Genomic DNA, 22,515 nt, shown 5'->3' on the forward strand with positions numbered 1-22,515 from the left:
ACCGTTGGGCCACTACCCGACGAAGCCGTGTCGAGGTTTGTCAGCCCGCCGCCCGGGCCGGCGCTTCCCACGCGGAATCAGCCGCTTGCAGCTCCACCGAACACACGCTGATCAGGTTACGTAATTTTTCCGCAATCACTTCGGCGCGATGCCAGCTCAGCCCGTCCATGACAATGTCGATCGACATCAAATCGTCCATCCGCTGCGCGCTGACCTGTTGCGGCGTCAGAAACTGCAGGGCGAACAGGTTGAGCGCCCGGCACAGCAGGTCAGGCTCGGCTTCGGCCAGCAGTTGGTAATGAACGCGGCAGTGCGCGTTGCCGGCGTTCCAGACATCGGCGCGGATAGGCGAGGTGTTCACAGCTTCCAGGTGCGGCATGGTCGGTCTCCAAATCAATGGAGGAATTTTTACATTCGTTGCCGGGCATTTCTTATCTATGATGGGGATTATTGGCGAATTTTCGAATTGTTTGATTCGGCTGGCGATCAATCACGGGTTTATTTATGCAAAATGAGCTGGATGGCTACGACCGCAAGATTCTCGCGTTGCTGCAAGAAGACGCTTCGCTCTCCAGCGCGCAGATCGCCGAGCAGGTGGGCCTGTCGCAGTCGCCGTGCTGGCGGCGTATTCAACGGCTCAAGGAAGAAGGCGTGATTCGCGGGCAGGTGACGCTGCTCGACCGCAAGAAGATCGGCCTCAACACGCAGATCTTTGCCGAGATCAAACTCAACGCGCACGGGCGTTCGAATTTCACTGAGTTTACCGAGGCGATTCGCGGCTTTCCCGAGGTGCTGGAGTGTTATGTGCTGATGGGGTCGGTGGATTTCTTGCTGCGGATTGTCACAGCGGACATCGAGGCGTATGAGCGATTTTTCTTTGAAAAGCTGTCGATGGTGCCGGGGATTCAGGAAGTGAACTCGATTGTGGCGTTATCGGAGATCAAGTCCACCACCAGTTTGCCGGTCTGAAGTTTTTGCGGTGAGTTTGCTGGCCTCATCGCTAGCAGGCTAGCTCCCACAGGGGAACGCATNCCGCTCCCACAGGGAATTATGTACACAGTCCAATGTGGGAGCGGGCTTGCCCGCGATTGCGGTATTACAGGCGCAGCAACGTTTTCCAGGCACGGTTCTGATACACCGCAATTGCCTGATGCATGCGCGCATCCAGCGATTCGTCGGTGATCAACTGGTTAGCCAGTTGCGCCAGCTTGTTCAGCTCGCCGTACAAACGGTCCAGTTCCGGGATGTCTACCACCTGGCGCGCGTGGTGCAGCCAGGCCTGGATGCGCTCGATGCGCGGCAGTTGCTCGGCCAGGTCTTCCGGTTGTTGCTGATAACGCTGCAATTGCAGGGACGTCGCTTCTTCACCCAGCAAGCGCGGCAACCAGCTGCCCAATTGCGCAGCGCCCTGGCGATTGCCACGGACGTTACGATCAGCCGCCCAGGTGCGGGCCAGCAGCCAGCGCGAGGTGTTCAGCGAGAACAAGCCCCAGCGCACGTCTTCCAGCTCTTCAGCGAATTGTTCCGGCGCGGCTTTGCGAATGTCTTCGTCGTCGATACCGGCTTGCACCAGTGGACGCCAGTCTTCGAGCAAGGCATCCAGTGCGATGCGAAGGTCGTGCGTCGATTGACGCGGTGCGGCCTGGCCCAGGCTGCTGAGCAATGCGCGCAATTCGGCCAGGTTCTCGACCCAGTCCNGCAGCAGGCGCCAGTGGCCATTGAAACGGTATTGTTCGGCCAGACGCTGGCTGCTGCTCAGCAAATGCCANCTCAGTGCGGCGAATGCATCGTCCAGCGGCATTTCAGCGNGGATCTGCGGCGCTGGCAGGCTCAGCGAGTAGCTGTTGGCGTCGTACAAGCGGTAGCCACGCTCGGCTTTGCTGATATCGCAGGGCATCAGCGCCAGGGTGGCGGCCAGCTCGGCGGCGAGTTCCAGCAGGGCAGCCGGTTCACCTTCGCGCAGTTCCAGTTCCAGCTCGCAGATTTCTTCTTTCTGCTTGCCCACGACCACGTGGCCCAGGTCCAGGGCGGCTTCGATGACCACCTTGGCCTTGCCACGGCCCCAGGCGATTTCAGCGCGCTCACGCACGAAATCGGTGGTGAAGATCGGCTTGAGGGTCTTTTTGTCCAGCTCGGCCAGTTGCTCGGGCCAGCACTCGCCGTCGAGTTTCTTCACGTCGAGCTTGGCCTTGGGCAGGTCCCAGTTGAACTCGTTGCGTTCCGACAAGCCAGCGACGCTCTGGCCACGGGTCTTGAGGGTCTGGATGATTTCGTCACCGTCCTTGCGCAGGCGCAGGGCGACTTTGGCCTGGGCCAGGTCGCGCTCGGGGGTGTCGAAATACTGGTTCATCAACTCACGGCGTTCCCAGCCACTTTTGTTGCGTTTTTTCAGTAGCGGGTGCTCACGCAGCGCGGCGAGTGTTTCGCGGCTGACGCGGAGCTTGATTTCGGTTTCTTTCTGCATGGCCGGAAAATCCAGGATCGGGAGCGCAGCCGGGGAAAAGTGTGGCTGCCAAGGTCGTGCAGTGTACAGGACTGGCTGCCGCTTCGCGCCGCGACGGTTTATTCCTGTCGCCGGATGGTTCTATGATGGACTTCAATTCGCGAGTTGGAGTCAGCGATGCCTTTGCCGTCCATGAAAGATCAGTTCGCTGCGCTGATTGCCGCGCCGACGGTCAGCTGTACCCAGCCCAGCCTTGATCAATCCAACCGTCCGGTCATCGACTTGCTGGCGACGTGGCTCGGCGACCTGGGTTTCGCCATCGATATCCAGCAAGTCAGCCCCGGCAAGTTCAACCTGCTGGCCAGTTTCGGCAGCGGTCCTGGTGGCCTGGTGCTGGCCGGTCATAGCGATACGGTGCCGTTTGATGGCGCACTGTGGCAGACCGATCCGTTGAAACTGACCGAAGTCGATGGCCGCTGGGTGGGCCTGGGCAGTTGCGACATGAAAGGCTTTTTTGCCCTGGCCATCGAGGCGGTGATACCTCTGCTTGATCAACCGTTCAAACAGCCGCTGCTGATCCTCGCCACCTGCGATGAAGAAAGCTCGATGTCCGGTGCGCGTGCCCTGGCCGAAGCGGGGCGTCCGCTGGGGCGTGCAGCAGTGATTGGCGAGCCGACCGGGCTGAAGCCCATCCGCCTGCATAAAGGCGTGATGATGGAGCGCATCGACATCCTCGGCCGTAGCGGCCATTCGTCGGACCCAAGTCTGGGCCACAGCGCCCTCGAGGCCATGCACGACGCCATTGGCGAACTGCGTGGCCTGCGCCTGGCCTGGCAGCGTGAGTACCGCAACCCGCAATTCAGCGTACCGCAACCGACCATGAACTTCGGTTGCATCCACGGTGGCGACAATCCCAACCGCATTTGCGGTCAATGTTCCCTCGAGTTCGACTTGCGGCCGTTGCCGGGCATGGACCCCAAAGCCCTGCGCGCCGAAATTTTGCAGCGGCTCAACCCGATTGCCGAACGCCATCAGGTGAAGATCAACTACGCGCCGCTCTTCCCCGAAGTGCCGCCGTTCGAGCAGGCCGAAGACGCCGAGCTGGTGCGGGTTGCGGAACGATTGACCGGTCATCGTGCCGAAGCAGTAGCGTTCGGCACCGAAGCGCCTTATCTTCAGCGCCTTGGTTGTGAAACACTGGTACTCGGCCCGGGCGATATCGCCTGTGCGCACCAACCGGGGGAATACCTCGAAATGTCACGTTTGCAGCCTACCGTGCATCTATTACGACAACTGATTGAACATTACTGCCTGACGCCGGCCCAAACGCCAATGCCAGTCGGTTGAGCGAGATCCCTGTGTGAGCGAGCTTGCTCGCGATGAGGCCAGATCAGTCAACATTGGATGTTGAATGTAAGNNCNNNTGCAGTGGCTTGGCTGAGTAAACCGTATAAATTGCCAGTGTCCCAACCCGTATTCATGAGGAGAGCGCGCGTGTCGCCAAGCCTGTTCCGACGATAACCATCAGCCCGCTGTGCGTTTTCACGATTCATCCTTTTTTGGCTGCTTTTTATTACAGGCCCAGGTTTATGCCCGAATACGTTAATTGGCTTCGTCACGCTTCGCCTTACATCAATGCCCACCGCGATTGCACCTTCGTCGTCATGCTGCCCGGCGACGGCGTTGAGCATCCGAATTTCGGCAACATCGTCCACGACCTCGTGCTGTTACACAGCTTGGGCGTGCGGTTGGTGCTGGTTCACGGTTCCCGTCCGCAAATCGAAACCCGCCTTGCCGCACGCGGCCTGACCCCGCATTACCACGAAGGNNTGCGCATCACCGATGCCGCGACGCTGGAGTGTGTGATCGACGCGGTCGGCCACCTGCGTATTGCTATCGAGGCGCGCCTGTCCATGGACATGGCCTCGTCGCCGATGCAAGGCTCGCGCCTGCGGGTGGCCAGCGGCAACCTGGTTACCGCGCGGCCGATCGGTGTGCTGGAAGGCGTGGATTACCACCACACTGGCGAAGTGCGCCGGGTCGACCGCAAGGGCATCAACCGTCTGTTGGACGAGCGCTCCATCGTGCTGCTGTCGCCGTTGGGTTACTCGCCCACCGGGGAAATCTTCAACCTGGCCTGCGAAGACGTCGCCACGCGCGCGGCCATCGACCTGGGGGCGGACAAATTGCTGCTGTTCGGTGCCGACCTCGGCTTGATCGATGAAAACGGTCGGCTGGTGCGTGAGCTGCGTCCGCAACAAGTCCCGGCGCATTTGCAGCGCTTGGGCAGCAACTATCAGGCGGAGCTGCTGGATGCGGCGGCTGAAGCGTGCCGGGGCGGTGTCGCCCGCAGCCATATCGTCAGCTACGCGGAAGACGGTGCGCTGCTGACCGAGCTGTTCACCCGGGACGGCGGCGGTACGCTGGTGGCCCAGGAGCAATTTGAACTGGTACGCGAAGCGGCGATTGAAGATGTCGGTGGTTTGCTCGACCTGATCAGCCCGCTGGAAGAGCAGGGCATCCTGGTACGGCGTTCGCGCGAAGTGCTGGAGCGTGAGATCGAGCAGTTCAGTGTGGTCGAGCGCGAAGGCATGATCATCGCCTGTGCGGCGCTGTATCAAATCGCAGACTCGGATGCCGGTGAGTTGGCATGCCTGGCGGTGAACCCGGAATACCGCCACGGCGCGCGCGGTGATGTGTTGCTGGAGCGAATCGAGACCCGAGCCCGAGCGCAGGGTTTGAAGACGCTGTTTGTCCTCACCACGCGTACCGCCCACTGGTTCCGTGAGCGTGGGTTTGTACCGAGCAGTGTGGATCGCCTGCCNTCGGCGCGTGCGTCGCTGTACAACTATCAGCGTAATTCGAAGATCTTTGAAAAGGCCTTGTAACCGCAGGCTTGATCGTTCCCACGCAGAGCGTGGGAACGATCATTTCGGGTGTTATTCAGCGACAAACTTCGCGCTGACATACGCAAAAGGCCTTGTAACCGCAGGCTTGATCGTTCCCACGCAGAGCGTGGGAACGATCATTTCGGGTGTTATTCAGCGACAAACTTCGCGCTGACATACGCCGAATAATCCGGCAGCACCGTTTCTACCTTCCCTTGTTCCTTCAAGAACTTCGCCGTCTCGCCAATGGCCTTCGCCGTGCCGCCGTCCAGCAGCGCAGTAGTCTGTTGGGCCTTGGCATCCGGGAACGTTGAGCCGGNCAATGGCTGTCACCACTTCCGGGCCGCTGTTGAAACGACGCCAGTCGATTTTTTCGCCAATGGTCTTTTCGTAAACACCGTCGGCCTGGGGGACTTTGCTGGGGTCGATACCGGTTTGATAACCAACCGTGAGGTTCGCCGCTTGAGCGCCGAGCGAAAATAATAGCGATACACAAACTGTAACAATCGGTCTGGATAGTGCGCGTTTGGTCGTCATGGCGTCGCCTTTCGGTAGGGGATTGTTTCCGAATTGCTTCAAACGCTAAACGATCTAAAAAACAGCTGACAAATACCATTTAGGAATTAGCTTATGGGCTGGAGGCTCTATTCTCGACTCGTTGATGAGTTCGCAGCTTAATTTCCAATCGGTATGAGAAATGAATTAGCTAGTTCTTTTCAGGTTTATGACGAACTCATGACCTGTATGGACCAAAAAACGGAGGGTTAGACCATAGTCGTAGACACACATAGTTACATTGACTTGTGGGTCTCGNTCTGGCGCTAATCGCGCATCTTAGGATCCCGAGCATCGACTTGGGGCCAGGAACACAAGAATTAGAATCGAGAGGAGCTTCACAATGAACAAGTCCACCTTGGCGTTAGCCGTGGCCGTTGGGGTTTTGGCGCAGCAGGCAGGCGCCGCGGGTTTCATCGAAGACAGCAAGGCTTCCGTTAGTTCTCGTACCTATTATTTCGACGCCGACAACCGTGAAGGTGCCAAGACTCCTGCTAACCGGCAGCGAGAGGCTGCCGAGGGTCTGAAGTTCGATTACAAGTCGGGCTTCACTCAAGGTGTCGTAGGTTTCGGTATCGACGCCCAGGCAATGGTCGGTCTCCATCTGGACGGTGGCAAGGGCCATCACCCGGACAATAACTCCTTCAGCCCTAGCGACTCCGATGGTTCGGCAGAGAGTTCATGGACCCGTGCGGCGGCCAACGTCAAGGCACGATTCTCGAAGACAGAGGCCCACTACGGTGGCGCTCTGCAACCAAACATGCCGATCCTGATTGCGAACGATAGCCGCGTGCTGCCACAGACCTTTGAAGGTGGCACTATCACCTCGAAGGAAATCGACAACTTCACCTTTAACGTAGGTCAGTTGGAGCACGCGACAGGTCGTGCATCCTCCAACAGCACTGGCCTGGCCGTGGCGGGTGGCACTCAGGACAGTAACCAGTTCCGCTACGCCGGTGCAGACTGGGCGGTTACCAAAGAGCTGACGCTGCAGTACTACTACGCGAACCTGGAAAACTACTACAAGCAGAATTTCCTCGGCCTGGTGCACGTCTACCCGATCGCTCCGAACCAGTCGTTCAAGACCGATCTTCGTTACTTCGACAGCACCAGCGATGGCAAAAACGGTGAGGCCGGCTACCAGTTCAACAACAACGGTGGCTACGCCAAGCACGCGGGCGTGGTCGATAACAAGACCTGGAGCGCCACATTCACCTATACCCTGGGTGGCAGCGCGTTTCTGCTCGGGCATCAGCGTGTCAGCGATGACGGCGGCTTCGTTTTCCTGAACCAGGGCAACGTGGTTGACGGCAGAGGGCGCAACGAAGGTGCTGGCGGCGCCAGCTTCTACTCGTTCACCGACGCCACGGTCGGCAGCTTTATCCGTGCCGGTGAAAATACCTCGTATGGCCAGTATTCCTATGACTTCGCTTCGTTGGGTGTGCCAGGTCTGAAAGCTTCGGCTGCTTACTTGTATGGCCAGGACATCAAGGCCACCAGCGGTGTGGGTAAGGACCTGAACGAGCGGGAAACCGACCTGCGTGTGGATTACGTGATTCAAACGGGTCCGCTTAAAGGGTTTGGCACGACGCTGCGTCACGGTATGTATCGCGGCAACACCAGCACCCTTGATCAGGATCAGACCCGTCTGATCTTCAACTACACCTACAGCTTCATGTAACAAGTCGCCAGAAAAAGCCTTGCCGGCAGGCGAGGCTTTTTTTTGCCTGTATATATTCCAAAAACCACAGTGTTGCGTATTTTTTATTCTTTTTAGTTTTTTTTGTCAGCACCTAAAGTAGGCCCCGTCCGGTACTCAGCATGGAGCCCGGCGTTAAGCAAAATAATCCCCGTTAGCATTAAAAATAATGACATATTCCGTAACGCTATGAAAAAGGATCACACAATTCTTTTTGGCTTTATGACGATGTATCCTGCGCGGCCAAAACGACCGGGCTAGAGAGTTCGGCAAAAATTGCGCGTCTTAGGATCCAGGGCATTCGACCCAGGACCAGGAACACAAGCATTAGAAACGATAGGAGCGAAACAAATGAACAAGTCCACCTTGGCCCTGGCTGTGGCCGTAGGGGTTTTGGCGCAGCAGGCAGGCGCCGCCGGTTTCATCGAAGACAGCAAGGCCACTCTGGGTCTGCGTAACTTCTATATCAATAACGATAACCGTGATTCGGGCACCAANANGAACGAAGAATGGGGCCAAGGCTTCGATCTGCGTTTCACCTCCGGTTACACCCAAGGCACCGTTGGTTTCGGTATCGATGCCATCGGCCTGCTGGGCGTGCGTCTGGATTCGGGCGGCGGCACAAATGCCACGAACTATGGTTCTTATGGCGGTACTGTATTTCCAAGCAAGTCCAACGGCGAAGCAGTTGATAACTTCTCCAGCCTAGGCCTGACTGCTAAAGCCAAGATTTCCCAGACCGAACTGAAATTGGGCACCCTGCAGCCAAAACTGCCGGTGATCGTGACCAACGACGGTCGTCTGCTGCCGCAAACCTTCCAGGGCGGTCAGATCACTTCGAACGAGATCAAGGACCTGACACTGATCGGTGGTCAGATCGAGCACGTCAAGGGCCGTAACTCCAGCAACAACGAAGAGTTGTCGATCGCTGGTGCTAATGGTCGTACTGCTTCCGGCCGTGACAGCAACAAGTTCATCTACGGTGGTGGCGACTACAAGATCACCAAAGACCTGACTGCCCAGTATTACTACGGCAACCTGGAAGACTTCTACAAGCAACACTTCCTGGGTCTGGTTCACAACTGGTCGATCGGTCCAGGTGTGCTGAAGTCTGACTTGCGTTACTTCAACAGCTCTGACGATGGTGCCAACGGCCACGATTCGACTTATTTCAGCTCCGGTAACTATCAGGGCTTCCGCGCTGGCCGGGGCAAAGTTGACAACAACCTTTACAGCGGCCTGTTCCTGTATACCGTTGCTGGTCACACCTTCGGTGGCGGTTACCAGGTCAGCAACGGCAGCAGTGACTTCCCTTGGCTGAACCAAGGCGACGGTTCGTCGAACAGCACCACGACCGACATGCAAATCCAGAAGTTCGCCCGTGCCGGCGAGCGCACCTGGCAAGCTCGTTACGCGTATGACTTCGCCAAAATCGGCGTGCCTGGCCTGACCGCTGGTATTGTTTACCTCAAAGGTACCAATATCCAGACCACCGCTGGCGACAAGTCTGAGTGGGAACGCGATATCNCCAGTGGGAACGCGACCTGACCCTGGCCTATGTAGTCCAGAGCGGCCCACTGAAAAACCTGGGCCTCACGTGGAAAAACGCCATGTGGCGCAACGACGTCCCAGGTCAGCGCGACCAGGACGAAAACCGTCTGATCGTCAGCTACTCGATCCCGCTGTTGTAATAGCGCTCGCGTAACCGCTGAAAAAAAGCCCCGCCCGGCATCTCGCCGGGCGGGGCTTTTACGTTTTCAAGGCGGGGTCACCCCCGTAATCCCGCCGTGAAAATTCCCTCTTTGCAGCCACTCAAGGCCTTCTCGAACCTCGTGGGCGATGTTCGTCCTGATGCTCGCGCAGGTCCAGTGAACAGATATTTAATATTCACTTATGATCTAAATAAATCGATATTTATTCTTTTTAATCCATAAGGAACACAGGCACAGTTGAGCTCAACAAGCACTCACCAGGAGCAGCACCATGAGCCTAAGATTGGGCGACATCGCCCCCGACTTCGAACAGGATTCCAGCGCCGGCAAGATTCGTTTCCATGAGTGGCTGGGCGATAGCTGGGGCGTGCTGTTTTCCCATCCGGCGGATTTCACGCCGGTGTGCACCACCGAACTGGGCTTCACTGCCAAGCTCAAGGATGAGTTCGCCAATCGCGGTGTCAAAGCCATCGCCCTGTCGGTAGACCCGGTGGACTCGCACCACAAGTGGATTGAAGACATCAACGAAACCCAGAACACGGTCGTTAACTTCCCGATCCTGGCGGATGCCGATCGCAAGGTGTCGGACCTGTACGACCTGATCCACCCGAACGCCAGTGACACCCTCACCGTGCGCTCCTTGTTCGTGATCGACCCGAACAAGAAGGTTCGCCTGACCATCACCTACCCGGCGAGTACCGGGCGCAATTTCCACGAGATCCTGAGGGTGATTGACTCGCTGCAACTCACCGACAACTACAAGGTGGCCACCCCGGCCAACTGGCAGGACGGCGATGAAGTGGTGATCGTGCCGTCGCTCAAGGACGAGGAAGAGATCAAGCAACGCTTTCCGAAAGGTTATCGCGCGGTGAANCCGTACCTGCGCCTGACGCCACAGCCCAACAGGTAAGTCATCAGCATTTTTGGCGCGGCTGGTATCGCCATCGCAGAATCCATAAAGCAGGGGATNCACAGCCCAACAGGTAAGTCATCAGCATTTTTGGCGCGGCTGGTATCGCCATCGCAGAATCCATAAAGCAGGGGATTTCAGGCCGTTTCGACGGCCTTTTTTTTCGTCCGCAGGAAGCGTTTTTCTATATCTCCAAAGTGAATAACCAAATGAATAAATATGATTTATGGATATAACAATCACCTGTTAAGGTCACCTCCATCACAGCGAGATCGCAAACCGCGAATCGCCAACACCGTTCAAGGAATCGCCTGAATGTTGGTCGTCTCACTCGGTGGCAGTCCCAGCCAACGCTCCCGTTCCGGGGTGCTGCTGGAGCGCTCCCAACGCTGGTTGCAGCAGCAAGGTGTGGAAGTGGTGAGTTATCAGATACGGGACTTCCCGGCCGAAGACTTGCTGCATGCACGCTTCGACAGCCCGAAGGTGATCGATCTGCTGCAACAGATTGAAAATGCCGACGGCCTGCTGATCGCCACCCCGGTCTACAAGGCGTCGTTCTCGGGCGCGCTGAAAACCGTGCTCGATCTGCTGCCTGAGCGCGCCCTGGCTCACAAGATCGTCTTACCGATGGCCACCGGCGGCAGCATCGCCCACATGCTGGCGGTGGACTACGCCTTGAAGCCGGTGTTGTCGGCCCTCAAAGCCCAAGAGTTGCTCCACGGCATCTTTGCCGAAGACAGCCAGATCGCTTACGGCGAAGGCAGCGCCCAGGCGCAGTTGGCACCAGAGCTGGAACAACGACTGAATGAATCGCTGGAGCTGTTTTTCAGCGCCATGGCCCGACGGCCGAAGCCGCTCGATCCGAACCTGTTGAATGAACGTTTGTTGAGTGCTCGCTGGAGCATTTAAGTCAGCACTCAAGCCACCCCTGAATNTGTAGTACTCACCTTACTCAGCCGCCAACGGCCAAGCAGGTGCAGCCAANACCCAANCGCATTNNNGGAGAGCGCCATGCGCACTGTCATCTTGCGTCGTGGTCTGGTCGCTCTGTTTGCAGCGGCTGTCACCTTCGGCGCCATTACTCAAGCTCAGGCCGAGACGCTTCGGATCGGTTATCAAAAGTACGGCACCCTGGTGCTGCTCAAAGCCAAAGGCACCCTCGAAAAACGCCTCGCCGCCCAAGGTGTGGACGTGCAATGGACTGAGTTTCCCGGCGGCCCGCAGCTGCTCGAAGGCCTGAACGTCGGTTCCATCGACTTCGGCGTCACCGGCGAAACCCCGCCGGTATTCGCCCAGGCCGCCGGCGCCGATCTGCTTTATGTCGCCTACGAACCGCCAGCACCGACCAGTGAAGCGATCCTGGTGCCCAAAGACTCGACGATCAAGTCGGTGNAGGACCTCAAGGGCAAGAAAGTCGTCCTGAACAAAGGCTCCAACGTCCACTACTTGTTGGTCCGCGCACTGGAAGACGCCGGCCTCAAATACACCGACATCCAGACCGTATTCCTGCCGCCGGCCGATGCCCGCGCTGCGTTCGAGCGAGGCAGCGTAGACGCCTGGGTGATCTGGGACCCGTACCAGGCCGCCGCCGAGAAACAACTGCAAGCGCGCACCCTGCGTGACGGCACCGGCATCGCCGACAACCACCAGTTCTACCTCGCGACCAAGCCGTATGCNCANAAAAATCCTGAGGTGATCAAGACCCTCGTGGAAGAAGTGCGCGCCGTCGGCGAGTGGTCAAAAGCCAATCCCGAAGACGTGACCAAACAGGTTTCGCCACTGCTCGGCCTGCCAGCGGACATCACCCTGACCTCGGTGAAACGCCAAGGCTACGGCGCATTGTTCCTGACCCCGGAAGTGGTCGCCGCCCAGCAGAAAATCGCCGACAGCTTCTACCAGCTCAAATTGATCCCCAAACCCTTGAGCATCAAGGACGTGATCTGGACGCCACCCGCCGCCGTTGCCAAAGCGCCGTAATTCGACTTCTTCAGGAGACAACTCCATGAGCCTCAATATTTTCTGGTTCCTGCCTACCCACGGCGACGGCCATTACCTGGGTACCGCCGAAGGCGCTCGCGCCGTCGACCATGGTTACCTGCAACAAGTGGCACAGGCGGCCGACCGCCTGGGTTTCGGCGGGGTGTTGATCCCGACCGGCCGCTCCTGCGAAGACTCGTGGCTGGTGGCCGCCTCGCTGATCCCGGTGACCCAGCGTCTGAAATTCCTTGTCGCCCTGCGCCCCGGGATCATTTCCCCGACGGTGGCTGCGCGTCAGGCGGCGACCCTGGACCGCCTGTCCGGTGGCCGTGCGCTGTTTAACCTGGTGACCGGTGGTGATCCGGAAGAGCTGGCCGGCGACGGTTTGTTCCTCAGCCACGAAGAGCGCTATCAGGCCTCCGTGGAATTCACCCGCATCTGGCGTCGCGTGCTGGAAGGCGAAACCGTTGATTACGACGGTCAGCACATCAGCGTGAAAGGCGCCAAGTTGCTCTATCCACCGATCCAGCAGCCGCGTCCGCCGCTGTACTTCGGCGGCTCCTCCGAAGCCGCCCANGACCTGGCCGCCGAACAGGTGGAAATGGTCCTGACCTGGGGCGAGCCACCGGCCGCCGTTGCCGAGAAGATTGAGCAAGTGCGCGCCAAAGCGGCGAAGTTGGGTCGCACCGTGCGCTTCGGCATTCGCTTGCACGTGATCGTCCGCGAAACCAACGCCGAAGCCTGGCAAGCGGCGGATCGGCTGATCTCCCATCTGGACGACGAGACCATCGCCCGTGCCCAGGCCTCCCTCGCGCGCTTCGATTCCGTCGGCCAGCAACGCATGGCGGCCTTACACGGCGGTAACCGCGACAACCTGGAAGTCAGCCCCAACCTGTGGGCCGGTGTCGGCCTGGTGCGCGGCGGTGCCGGTACNGCGCTGGTGGGTGATGGCCCGACCGTGGCGGCACGTGTCAATGAATACGCTGCGCTGGGCATCGATACCTTCATCTTCTCCGGTTATCCACACCTGGAAGAGTCGTACCGCGTGGCTGAGCTGTTGTTCCCGCACCTGGACATCGAACGTCCCGAGTTGCCGAAAAGCGCCGGTTACGTCAGCCCGTTCGGCGAGATGGTCGCCAACGATATTCTTCCCAAAGCCGCGTCCCAGAGCTGAGGCGCGCCATGAAGAGAATTATCCACAACCTCGCGCCGTGGGCGTTGCCGGTGTTGTTGCTGGCGGTGTGGCAGTTGTCGGTGTCGGCGGGTTGGTTGTCGACACGCATTCTGCCGGCGCCGAGTGCGGTGATCGAAGCCGGGGTTAACCTGGTGCGCAGCGGCGAAATCTGGACGCACCTGGCCATCAGCGGCTGGCGTGCCGGCCTGGGCTTTGTGATCGGTGGCAGCATCGGCCTGGCCCTGGGCTTTATCACCGGCCTGTCGAAATGGGGCGAACGCCTGTTGGACAGCTCGGTGCAGATGATCCGCAACGTGCCACACCTGGCGCTGATTCCGCTGGTGATCCTGTGGTTCGGCATTGACGAGACCGCGAAGATTTTCCTGGTCGCCCTCGGCACGCTGTTCCCGATCTACCTGAACACGTATCACGGCATTCGCAACGTCGACCCGGCGCTGGTGGAAATGGCGCGCAGCTACGGCTTGTCCGGCTTCAGCTTGTTCCGTCAGGTGATCCTGCCGGGCGCATTGCCTTCGATTCTGGTGGGCGTGCGTTTTGCGCTGGGCTTTATGTGGTTGACGCTGATCGTGGCGGAAACCATCTCGGCCAGCTCCGGCATTGGTTACCTGGCGATGAACGCCCGTGAATTCCTGCAAACCGACGTGGTGGTATTGGCCATCGTCATGTACGCCATCCTCGGCAAGCTCGCCGACCTGGCTGCTCGCGGCCTGGAACGTGTGTGGCTGCGCTGGCATCCGGCTTACCAAGTGAATAAAGGAGGTGCGGCATGACCGCTCAACAACCTCCACGCCTGCTCAAGGGTATCCCGCTGGCGGTGCGCAAGCTGCANAAGGCCTTTGGTTCACGGCAAGTGTTANAGGACATCGACCTGCACATCCCCGCTGGGCAGTTTGTGGCCGTGGTCGGTCGCAGTGGGTGTGGCAAAAGTACCTTGCTGCGCCTGCTGGCCGGGCTGGACAAAGCCAGCGGCGGCGAACTGTTGGCCGGCTCCGCACCGCTGAGCGAAGCGATTGAGGACACGCGGTTGATGTTCCAGGAAGCCCGCCTGCTGCCGTGGAAAAAGATCATCGACAACGTGGGCCTNGGGCTCAAGGGTAACTGGCGGGCGCAAGCGCTTGAAGCGCTGGAGTCGGTCGGTCTGGCGGATCGCGCCAATGAGTGGCCGGCGGCCTTGTCCGGTGGGCAGAAGCAACGTGTGGCCCTGGCGCGCGCGCTGATCCACCAGCCGCGCTTGCTGTTACTGGACGAACCCCTGGGCGCGCTGGACGCCCTGACCCGAATTGAAATGCAGCAGCTGATCGAACGGCTGTGGCAGAAGCACGGCTTCACCGTGTTGCTGGTGACCCACGATGTCAGCGAGGCCGTGGCGATTGCCGACCGGGTAATCCTGATCGAAGAGGGTGAAGTCGGCCTCGATCTGCTCGTTGAGCTGCCCCGCCCTCGGGTCCGCGGCTCCCATCGGCTGGCGGCGCTCGAAACCGAAGTGCTCAATCGCGTGCTGGCGCTGCCCGGCCAGCCGCCGGAACCCGAACCTGTTTCACCGCTGCCGACGCAATTGCGTTGGGCGCAATAACTCACTTGTCCCTCGAAGGAAGAACACCATGACTATTAAAGCCATCAACGTGCGTCAATTGCGTTGGGCGCAATAACTCACTTGTCCCTCGAAGGAAGAACACCATGACTATTAAAGCCATCAACGTGCGTAACCAGTTCAAAGGCACTATCAAGGAAATCGTAGAAGGTGACGTGCTGTCGGAAATCGACGTGCAGACCGCGTCCGGCATCGTGACTTCGGTGATCACCACGCGTTCAGTGAAAGAGCTGGAACTGGTGGTCGGCAGCGAAGTGATCGCGTTTGTGAAATCCACCGAGGTGTCGATCGCCAAGTTGTAAGGGCGTGCACTGTGAGCAACCCCGGAGGACGTGAGCCCTTCGGGGGTTTTTATGCATGTCTTGAACTCAGCGGTGTAGCCATCGCGGGCAAGCCCGCTCCCACAACGATCTCCAGCGAACGCAGATTTTGTGAGCGACAAATAAAGGCCGCTTTCGCGAGCAAGCCCGCGATGGCGCCTGCCCAGGCAATGCATCAATCAGCCAGTCACCGCCCGCTTTGGCAAGTACGCCGGCAAATAAAGCCCCACATACGCATCAAACACCCGCATCCCTTCTTCCGCCATGCGCGGCGTAATCTGCCCATGCTGATGCACCGAGCGCGCATAAACGCGGTCGCCGAGCTCCATCGCCAGTGCAAACACATCGACATCGGTCGGCAACTTCGGCAACTCGAAGTGATGATCGAACAGCTTGTGCATCAGGTCACCGAGTTCGATGTCGTGCTGGCGGTCGGCCTGGGTGACTTCGGTCAGACCGTGCTGGGCGAGTATCAGTTGGCGGGCAGCGGCATCTTCGCCGTAGATGTCGAGCATGCGCTGCTCCACGATTCGCGACAGGTCGCGCCAGCCACTAAGGGCGTGGTGGTCGATGGGTGCTTGCAGGCAGGCGCGGAACGCGGCGTGGACGTCGGCCGTCAAGGCTTCGAGCAGCGCCGGGACGCTGGCGAAGAAATGGTAGACGGAGGAGGGCGGGATCTCCGCGCGTTCGGCGACGCTGTAGATCGACAGGCTGGCCACCCCTTCGGCCGCCAGCAGCGTGCGGGCGGCATCAAGGATCGCATCGATCCTGGCCTGGCTGCGGGCGCGGGGTTTGCGAACGGTGGCGGTGCGCGTCATTGGAGTCTCCTGCGGGGCAGGGGGCATTGTACGAGCAGGGTTGTGTGTTGTCTTCTCGGCCGCCTTCGCGAGCAAGCCCGCTCCCACATTTGATTGGTGTCGAACACAAATTTTATGTTCACAGAAAATCCAGTGTCCAACCTTGAAAAGCAGTCAAGTGTGGGAGGGGGCTTGCTCCCGATGAGGCCGACTCGGTCAACCGGAAGAAACCCATAAAAAAACGCCACAGACCAAAGGCCGGAGGCGTTTTTCAGTACAACCACTGCTTACACGGTATGCAGGTACCAGTTGTACTCAAGGTCGGAGATGGAGTGTTCGAACTCTTCCAGCTCACTTTCCTTACAGGCGACGAAGATATCGATGTATTTAGGATCGATGTACTTGGCCATCACCTCGCTGTCGTCCAACTCACGCAAGGCATCGCGCAGGTTGTTCGGCAGGCTTTGCTCGTTCTGCTCGTAGGAGTTGCCTTCCACGGGAGCGCCAGGCTCGATCTTGTTGGTCAGACCGTGGTGCACGCCTGCCAGGACCGAAGCCATCAGCAGGTAAGGGTTGGCGTCGGCGCCGGCCACACGGTGTTCGATACGTACGGCATCCGAGGAGCCCGTGGGTACGCGAATCGCCACAGTGCGGTTGTCCAGGCCCCAGCACGGCGAGTTCGGCACGTAGAACTGTGCGCCGAAACGACGGTAGGAGTTGACGTTGGGGCACAGGAACGCCATTTGGGCGGGTAGGGTCTCGAGCACACCGCCGATCGCGTGACGCAATGCGGCGTTCTGCTCGGGATCCTCGCTGGCAAAAATGTTTTTGCCTTCTTTATCAAGGATCGAAATGTGCACGTGCAGACCATTNCCTGCCTGGCCTGGGTAAGGCTTGGCCATGAAGGTGGTGTCCATCTCATGGTCGTAGGCGATGTTCTTGATCAGGCGCTTGAGCAGTACGGCGTAATCGCAAGCCTTGATCGGGTCGGCCACGTGGTGCAGGTTCACTTCGAACTGCGCCGGGGCACTTTCCTTGACGATGGCGTCAGCCGGGATGCCTTGCTCTTTGGCACCTTCCAGGATGTCCTGGAGGCAGTCGACGTATTCGTCGAGGTCGTCGATCAGGTAGACCTGTGTCGAGTGCGGGCGTTTGCCGGAGATCGGCGAGCGGGGCGGTTGTGGGCGGCCGTTCACGTTCTCCTGGTCGATCAGGTAGAACTCAAGCTCGAAGGCAGCACAGATGGTCAGACCGAGGTCGTCAAACTTGCTGACAACTTGGCGGAGCACTTCGCGAGGATCGGCGAAGAAAGGTTCACCTTCAAGTTCGTGCATGGTCATCAGCAGTTGCGCGGTTGGGCGCTTTTGCCACGGCTCATTGCACAGGGTGTCAGGGATCGGATAACAGATTCGGTCAGCATCACCGATGTCCAGACCCAGGCCAGTGCTTTCCACTGTCGAGCCATTGATATCCAGGGCAAATAAAGAGGCAGGCAGGTTAATGCCCTTCTCGTAAACCTTGTGGAGGCTGGTGCGTTCGATGCGCTTGCCGCGCACCACACCATTCATATCCGCAATTAGAAGGTCTACGTACAGAACCTCAGGATGATCCTTAAGGAACGCGTTCGCTTCGTTAAGCTGAACGGCACGCGGGGGTACCGACATGATGCAACACCTTTGTTGTTAAAAATATCAATCATTGATCTTTTCTGGTTTCAGTCAACCCGAACGGCTTGCCGAAGTCAAGCGAGGCCTTTTTTGCCCTAAAAAAGCGCCTTGAGGCCTTTTTTGGGGCTTTTTGGGGCGTTTTTTTGGGTTTGAAGGCCTTGGGACTAGCAGGCTTGAGCGGGCCGTGTTGTATTTTTTACGGGGGTGTTGTGTAAAAAAATGAACAAGGCTAAGCTCGATTCAAACCCATAACAGCAATAATACCGGGGTGCTTCATGTCTCGCCTGCCGTTAATCGGCGTCACCGCCTGCTCCAAACAGATCGGTCTGCATGCTTATCACATCAGTGGCGATCGTTACGTCCACGCCAAGGCAAGCGTTGCCACAGGCGTGCCGTCGACTCTTCCTTCCCCGGCGACCCGGCTGTCCCCGTCCGATATTCTGGACGGTCTGCACGACATTCTCTTTACTGGCTCTCTTTCCAATATAGAACCGTTTCGCCCTGGCAGCCCGACCAACGCGACGGCTTCTGCTCATGATTCTGCACGTTCCACTACGCTCTCGCTGACCCACGCCATTACCCGTGTGGGTACTTGTGCGCGGCTATTGCAGTGGCAATCTGTATCACGCGACGCCCATGCGTCAAACAACGCCTGACTTATTAGAGTCAGGAAACACAGCCCAGAGGCATTTATGAGTAACAACCTCGACCAGCTCACCGATTGGTTGAAAGACCACAAGATCACAGAAGTCGAATGCATGATTGGCGACCTCACCGGCATCACCCGGGGCAAGATCTCGCCGACCAACAAGTTCATCGCCGAAAAAGGCATGCGCCTGCCCGAGAGCGTTCTGTTGCAGACCGTGACCGGCGACTATGTCGAAGACGACATCTATTACGAATTGCTCGACCCGGCCGACATCGACATGATCTGCCGTCCCGACCAGAACGCCGTATTCCTGGTGCCCTGGGCCATCGAGCCTACCGCCCAGGTGATTCACGACACCTACGACAAGCAAGGCAACCCGATCGAGCTGTCGCCACGAAACGTGCTCAAGAAGGTTCTGAAACTCTATGCCGACAAGGGCTGGCAGCCGATCGTGGCGCCGGAAATGGAGTTTTACCTGACCAAGCGCAGTGACGACCCGGACTTCCCGCTGCAACCGCCGATCGGCCGTTCCGGGCGCCCGGAGACCGGTCGCCAGTCCTTCTCTATAGAAGCGGCCAACGAATTCGATCCGCTGTTCGAGGACGTCTACGACTGGTGCGAATTGCAGGAACTGGACCTCGACACGTTGATCCACGAGGACGGCACGGCGCAGATGGAAATCAACTTCCGTCANGGCGATGCGCTGTCCCTGGCCGACCAGATCCTGGTGTTCAAGCGCACCATGCGCGAAGCCGCGCTCAAGCACAACGTGGCGGCCACCTTCATGGCCAAGCCCATGACCGGCGAGCCGGGCAGCGCGATGCACTTGCACCAGAGCATCATCGACATCGCCACCGGCAAGAACGTCTTCTCTAATGAAGACGGGACCATGAGCCAGCTGTTCCTCAATCACATTGGCGGCCTGCAGAAATTCATCCCTGAATTGCTGCCGCTGTTTGCGCCGAACGTGAACTCGTTCCGCCGCTTCCTGCCCGACACCTCGGCGCCGGTGAACGTGGAGTGGGGCGAAGAAAACCGCACCGTCGGCCTGCGCGTACCGGATGCCGGCCCGCAGAACCGTCGCGTGGAAAACCGCCTGCCGGGCGCCGACGCCAATCCGTACCTGGCGATTGCCGCCAGCTTGCTGTGCGGCTACATCGGTATGGTCGAAGGCCATAACCCGAGCGCGCCGGTGGTGGGCCGAGGTTACGAGCGCCGCAACCTGCGCCTGCCGTTGACCATCGAAGACGCCCTGGAGCGTATGGAAAACAGCAAGACCATCGAAAAATATTTGGGTCAAAAATTCATCACAGGCTACGTCGCGGTCAAGCGGGCCGAGCATGAAAACTTCAAGCGCGTGATCAGTTCGTGGGAGCGGGAATTCCTGCTCTTCGCCGTCTGATGCGTCGGGCGCGCCTTGGGATTGGCGCGCCCACACCTGAAAAGTCTAGGAGATTGGTATGTCCAGCAACAACCCGCAAACCCGTGAATGGCAAGCCTTGAGCAATGATCACCACCTGGCGCCGTTCAGCGACTTCAAGCAATTGAAAGTGAAAGGCCCACGGATTATCACCAAAGCCCACGGCGTTTACCTGTGGGACAGCGAAGGCAACAAGATCCTCGACGGCATGGCCGGCCTGTGGTGCGTGGCGATCGGTTACGGTCGCGACGAACTGGCTGACGCCGCCGCCAAGCAGATGAAAGAGCTGCCGTACTACAACCTGTTCTTCCAGACCGCTCACCCACCGGTGCTGGAACTGGCCAAGGTGATTTCCGAGATCGCACCGGCCGGCATGAACCACGTGTTCTTCACCGGCTCAGGCTCGGAAGGCAACGACACCATGTTGCGCATGGTCCGCCACTACTGGGCGATCAAGGGCCAGCCGAAGAAGAAANTCATCATCAGCCGCAAGAATGGCTATCACGGCTCCACCGTGGCCGGCGCCAGCCTGGGCGGCATGACGTACATGCATGAACAGGGCGACTTGCCGATCCCGGGCATCACCCATATCGCCCAGCCGTACTGGTATGGCGAAGGCGGCGACATGAGCCCGGAAGAGTTCGGGGTATGGGCCGCCAACCAGCTTGAAGAGAAGATCCTGGAACTGGGCGTGGACAATGTCGGTGCCTTTATTGCCGAGCCGATCCAGGGTGCCGGTGGCGTGATCGTGCCGCCAGAGACCTACTGGCCGCGCATCAAGGAAATCCTCGCCAAGTACGACATCCTATTCGTCGCCGATGAAGTGATCTGCGGTTTCGGCCGTACCGGTGAATGGTTCGGCAGCGACTTCTACGGCCTCAAGCCACACATGATGACCATCGCCAAGGGCCTGACCTCGGGTTACATCCCTATGGGTGGCCTGATCGTGCACGACGACGTGGTTGCCGTGCTCAATGAAGGCGGTGATTTCAACCACGGCTTCACCTATTCCGGTCACCCGGTGGCGGCAGCGGTAGCCCTGGAAAACATCCGGATCCTGCGCGAAGAAAAAATTATCGAGCGCGTTCATGCCGAAACGGCACCCTATTTGCAAAAGCGTCTACGGGAACTGAACGATCACCCGTTGGTGGGGGAAGTACGTGGGGTCGGCATGCTCGGGGCGATTGAGCTGGTGCAGGACAAGGCCACGCGCAAACGTTACGAAGGCCGTGGTGTGGGCATGATCTGCCGCACGTTCTGCTTCGAGAATGGCCTGATCATGCGCGCCGTGGGCGACACCATGATCATTGCTCCACCGCTGGTGATTACCAAGGCTGAAATCGATGAGCTGGTATCCAAGGCCCGCAAGTGCCTGGACCTGACCCTGAGTGCGTTGCAGGGCTAAGTGCTAGGCTCTGGGCGGGAGTCATGAAACTTTCGCTCAGAGCAGTTCTAAAGGGAGGCCTTTCCTTGAAAGACCGCCTCGGATCTTGCCAGACTAGCCGCGGTTCCAGTTGTCCGGGTTCGGCCGCTGAACAAAGTGGTTCAAAAAAGAAAAAATTTGGAGCATTACGCATGAAGGCATTAGGAAAAAAGCTTGCTGGCAAGACACTCCTCGCCATGTCCCTGATGGGCATAATGGCGGGTGCGGTTCAGGCGGACGACAAGGTGTTGCACGTCTATAACTGGTCCGACTACATCGCACCGGACACCATCAAGAAGTTCGAAACCGAGTCCGGCATCAAGGTTGTCTACGACGTTTTNGACAGCAACGAGACCCTGGAAGCCAAGTTGCTGGCAGGCAAGTCCGGCTACGACATCGTCGTGCCGTCGAACAACTTCCTGGCCAAGCAGATCAAGGCTGGCGTTTACCAGAAGCTGGACAAGTCCAAGCTGCCTAACTGGAAAAACCTGAACACNGNCCTGCTCAAAGCGGTGTCGGTCAGCGACCCGGGCAACGAACATGCTTTCCCGTACATGTGGGGTTCGATTGGTATTGGCTTCAACGCCGAGAAGGTCAAGGCTGCACTGGGGGCCGATGCGCCAACCAATTCCTGGGACTTGCTGTTCAAACCTGAAAACGCCGCCAAGCTGAAGTCGTGCGGTATCAGTTTCCTCGATTCGCCAACCGAGATGATTCCGGTGGCGTTGCACTACCTGGGCTATCCAACCGACAGCCAGGACAAAAAACAACTGGCCGAAGCCGAAGCACTGTTCCTGAAGATTCGTCCTTCGGTGGGCTACTTCCACTCGTCCAAGTACATCTCNGACCTGGCCAACGGCAACATCTGCGTGGCCGTGGGCTACTCCGGGGACATCCAGCAAGCCAAGTCCCGCGCGGCTGAAGCCGGTGGCAAGGTCAAGGTTGCCTACGACATTCCGAAAGAAGGCGCCGGTAGCTTCTATGACATGGTCGCCATCCCTAAAGATGCCGAAAACGTCGATGCTGCCTACAAGTTCATGAACTACCTGCTCAAGCCGGAAGTCATGGCCGCTATCACCAACAGCGTCCGCTTCCCGAACGGTAACGAGAAAGCCACCGCCTTGGTTGATAAAGAAATCACCAGCGATCCAGGCATCTACCCGCCGGCGGACGTGTTGGCCAAGCTGTACGCGATTGCCGACTTGCCGGCCGCGACCCAGCGGATCATGACGCGCAGCTGGACCAAGATTAAATCGGGTAAATAAGCCG

General features: G+C 58.6%; 18 protein-coding genes and 3 pseudogenes. 16 read left to right on the forward strand and 5 right to left on the reverse strand.

What is annotated here, in order from left to right; translation table 11 throughout:
• Positions 1–40: 40 nt before the first annotated feature.
• On the reverse strand, positions 41–379 hold the full coding sequence (locus tag B7L09_RS18715; protein ID WP_094470089.1) for an ACT-like domain-containing protein: 339 nt from the start codon (positions 377–379) through the stop codon (positions 41–43).
• Positions 380–504: 125 nt separating this feature from the next.
• Here B7L09_RS18715 and B7L09_RS18720 point away from each other — a divergent pair, with 125 nt between their 5' ends.
• The gene (locus B7L09_RS18720) at positions 505–969 is read left to right on the forward strand and encodes an Lrp/AsnC family transcriptional regulator (RefSeq protein WP_094470090.1); all 465 of its coding nucleotides are present in this window, start codon (positions 505–507) and stop codon (positions 967–969) included.
• 127 nt (positions 970–1,096) lie between these two features.
• Here the strand turns inward: B7L09_RS18720 and B7L09_RS18725 are convergent, their stop codons facing one another.
• Complete coding sequence (locus tag B7L09_RS18725; protein WP_094470091.1) at positions 1,097–2,464, reverse strand: CYTH domain-containing protein; 1,368 nt, start codon at positions 2,462–2,464, stop codon at positions 1,097–1,099.
• Positions 2,465–2,620: 156 nt separating this feature from the next.
• Between B7L09_RS18725 and argE the strand changes: the two genes are divergently transcribed.
• Both argE and argA read left to right on the forward strand, forming a co-directional pair.
• The gene (gene argE, locus B7L09_RS18730) at positions 2,621–3,790 is read left to right on the forward strand and encodes an acetylornithine deacetylase (RefSeq protein ID WP_094470092.1); all 1,170 of its coding nucleotides are present in this window, start codon (positions 2,621–2,623) and stop codon (positions 3,788–3,790) included.
• Between the two features lie 242 nt (positions 3,791–4,032).
• Complete coding sequence (argA, locus tag B7L09_RS18735) at positions 4,033–5,331, forward strand: amino-acid N-acetyltransferase (RefSeq protein WP_094470093.1); 1,299 nt, start codon at positions 4,033–4,035, stop codon at positions 5,329–5,331.
• Between the two features lie 321 nt (positions 5,332–5,652).
• Here the strand turns inward: argA and tauA are convergent.
• Positions 5,653–5,868 (reverse strand): annotated as a pseudogene (gene tauA / locus B7L09_RS32880) (taurine ABC transporter substrate-binding protein); the annotation flags it as partial.
• 361 nt (positions 5,869–6,229) lie between these two features.
• Between tauA and B7L09_RS18745 the strand changes: the two are divergent.
• The 9 genes and pseudogenes from B7L09_RS18745 (at position 6,230) to B7L09_RS18785 (ending at position 15,272) form a co-directional block, all read left to right on the forward strand.
• Positions 6,230–7,567: an OprD family outer membrane porin gene (locus B7L09_RS18745; protein ID WP_094470094.1), complete on the forward strand. Its 1,338-nt coding sequence runs from the start codon at positions 6,230–6,232 to the stop codon at positions 7,565–7,567.
• A 369-nt stretch (positions 7,568–7,936) separates the two neighbouring features.
• A pseudogene (locus B7L09_RS18750) lies at positions 7,937–9,276 on the forward strand (OprD family porin).
• Positions 9,277–9,568: 292 nt separating this feature from the next.
• Positions 9,569–10,207 (forward strand): peroxiredoxin, encoded by a 639-nt coding sequence (locus tag B7L09_RS18755; RefSeq protein WP_094470095.1) that lies wholly within the window; start codon positions 9,569–9,571, stop codon positions 10,205–10,207.
• 315 nt (positions 10,208–10,522) lie between these two features.
• Positions 10,523–11,116: an NADPH-dependent FMN reductase gene (gene ssuE / locus B7L09_RS18760; protein ID WP_094470096.1), complete on the forward strand. Its 594-nt coding sequence runs from the start codon at positions 10,523–10,525 to the stop codon at positions 11,114–11,116.
• A gap of 102 nt (positions 11,117–11,218) precedes the next feature.
• Entirely contained in the window at positions 11,219–12,184 is a 966-nt protein-coding gene (locus tag B7L09_RS18765) for a sulfonate ABC transporter substrate-binding protein (protein ID WP_094470097.1), read from the forward strand.
• 25 nt (positions 12,185–12,209) lie between these two features.
• A complete protein-coding gene (ssuD, locus tag B7L09_RS18770; protein WP_094470098.1) occupies positions 12,210–13,358 on the forward strand; it encodes an FMNH2-dependent alkanesulfonate monooxygenase in 1,149 nt (382 codons plus the stop codon).
• Between the two features lie 8 nt (positions 13,359–13,366).
• Positions 13,367–14,149 carry an aliphatic sulfonate ABC transporter permease SsuC gene (ssuC, locus tag B7L09_RS18775; RefSeq protein ID WP_094470099.1) on the forward strand — a complete coding sequence of 261 codons (783 nt, stop codon included), beginning with the start codon at positions 13,367–13,369 and terminating at the stop codon, positions 14,147–14,149.
• Positions 14,146–14,952, forward strand: coding sequence for an aliphatic sulfonates ABC transporter ATP-binding protein (gene ssuB, locus B7L09_RS18780; RefSeq protein WP_094470100.1), 807 nt, complete (start codon positions 14,146–14,148; stop codon positions 14,950–14,952). Before ssuC ends, ssuB begins: the two co-directional genes overlap by 4 nt.
• Before the next feature lie 104 nt (positions 14,953–15,056).
• Positions 15,057–15,272, forward strand: coding sequence for a TOBE domain-containing protein (locus B7L09_RS18785; RefSeq protein ID WP_020291765.1), 216 nt, complete (start codon positions 15,057–15,059; stop codon positions 15,270–15,272).
• A gap of 197 nt (positions 15,273–15,469) precedes the next feature.
• Here the strand turns inward: B7L09_RS18785 and B7L09_RS18790 are convergent, their stop codons facing one another.
• Positions 15,470–16,108, reverse strand: a complete 639-nt coding sequence (locus B7L09_RS18790; protein ID WP_094470101.1) for a TetR/AcrR family transcriptional regulator — start codon at positions 16,106–16,108, stop codon at positions 15,470–15,472.
• 266 nt (positions 16,109–16,374) lie between these two features.
• A complete protein-coding gene (locus tag B7L09_RS18795; RefSeq protein ID WP_053258553.1) occupies positions 16,375–17,751 on the reverse strand; it encodes a glutamine synthetase family protein in 1,377 nt (458 codons plus the stop codon).
• A gap of 278 nt (positions 17,752–18,029) precedes the next feature.
• Between B7L09_RS18795 and B7L09_RS18800 the strand changes: the two are divergent.
• From B7L09_RS18800 to B7L09_RS18815, 4 genes and pseudogenes are all read left to right on the forward strand, one after another.
• A pseudogene (locus B7L09_RS18800) lies at positions 18,030–18,344 on the forward strand (gamma-glutamyl-gamma-aminobutyrate hydrolase family protein); the annotation flags it as partial.
• Between the two features lie 102 nt (positions 18,345–18,446).
• A complete protein-coding gene (locus tag B7L09_RS18805) occupies positions 18,447–19,805 on the forward strand; it encodes a glutamine synthetase family protein (protein WP_094470103.1) in 1,359 nt (452 codons plus the stop codon).
• 58 nt (positions 19,806–19,863) lie between these two features.
• On the forward strand, positions 19,864–21,228 hold the full coding sequence (locus B7L09_RS18810) for an aspartate aminotransferase family protein (protein ID WP_094470104.1): 1,365 nt from the start codon (positions 19,864–19,866) through the stop codon (positions 21,226–21,228).
• Between the two features lie 170 nt (positions 21,229–21,398).
• Positions 21,399–22,511 carry a polyamine ABC transporter substrate-binding protein gene (locus B7L09_RS18815; RefSeq protein WP_094470105.1) on the forward strand — a complete coding sequence of 371 codons (1,113 nt, stop codon included), beginning with the start codon at positions 21,399–21,401 and terminating at the stop codon, positions 22,509–22,511.
• Positions 22,512–22,515 lie beyond the last annotated feature (4 nt).

The sequence above is a fragment of the Pseudomonas mandelii genome (assembly GCF_002251635.1).
Classification (GTDB): domain Bacteria; phylum Pseudomonadota; class Gammaproteobacteria; order Pseudomonadales; family Pseudomonadaceae; genus Aquipseudomonas; species Aquipseudomonas mandelii_B.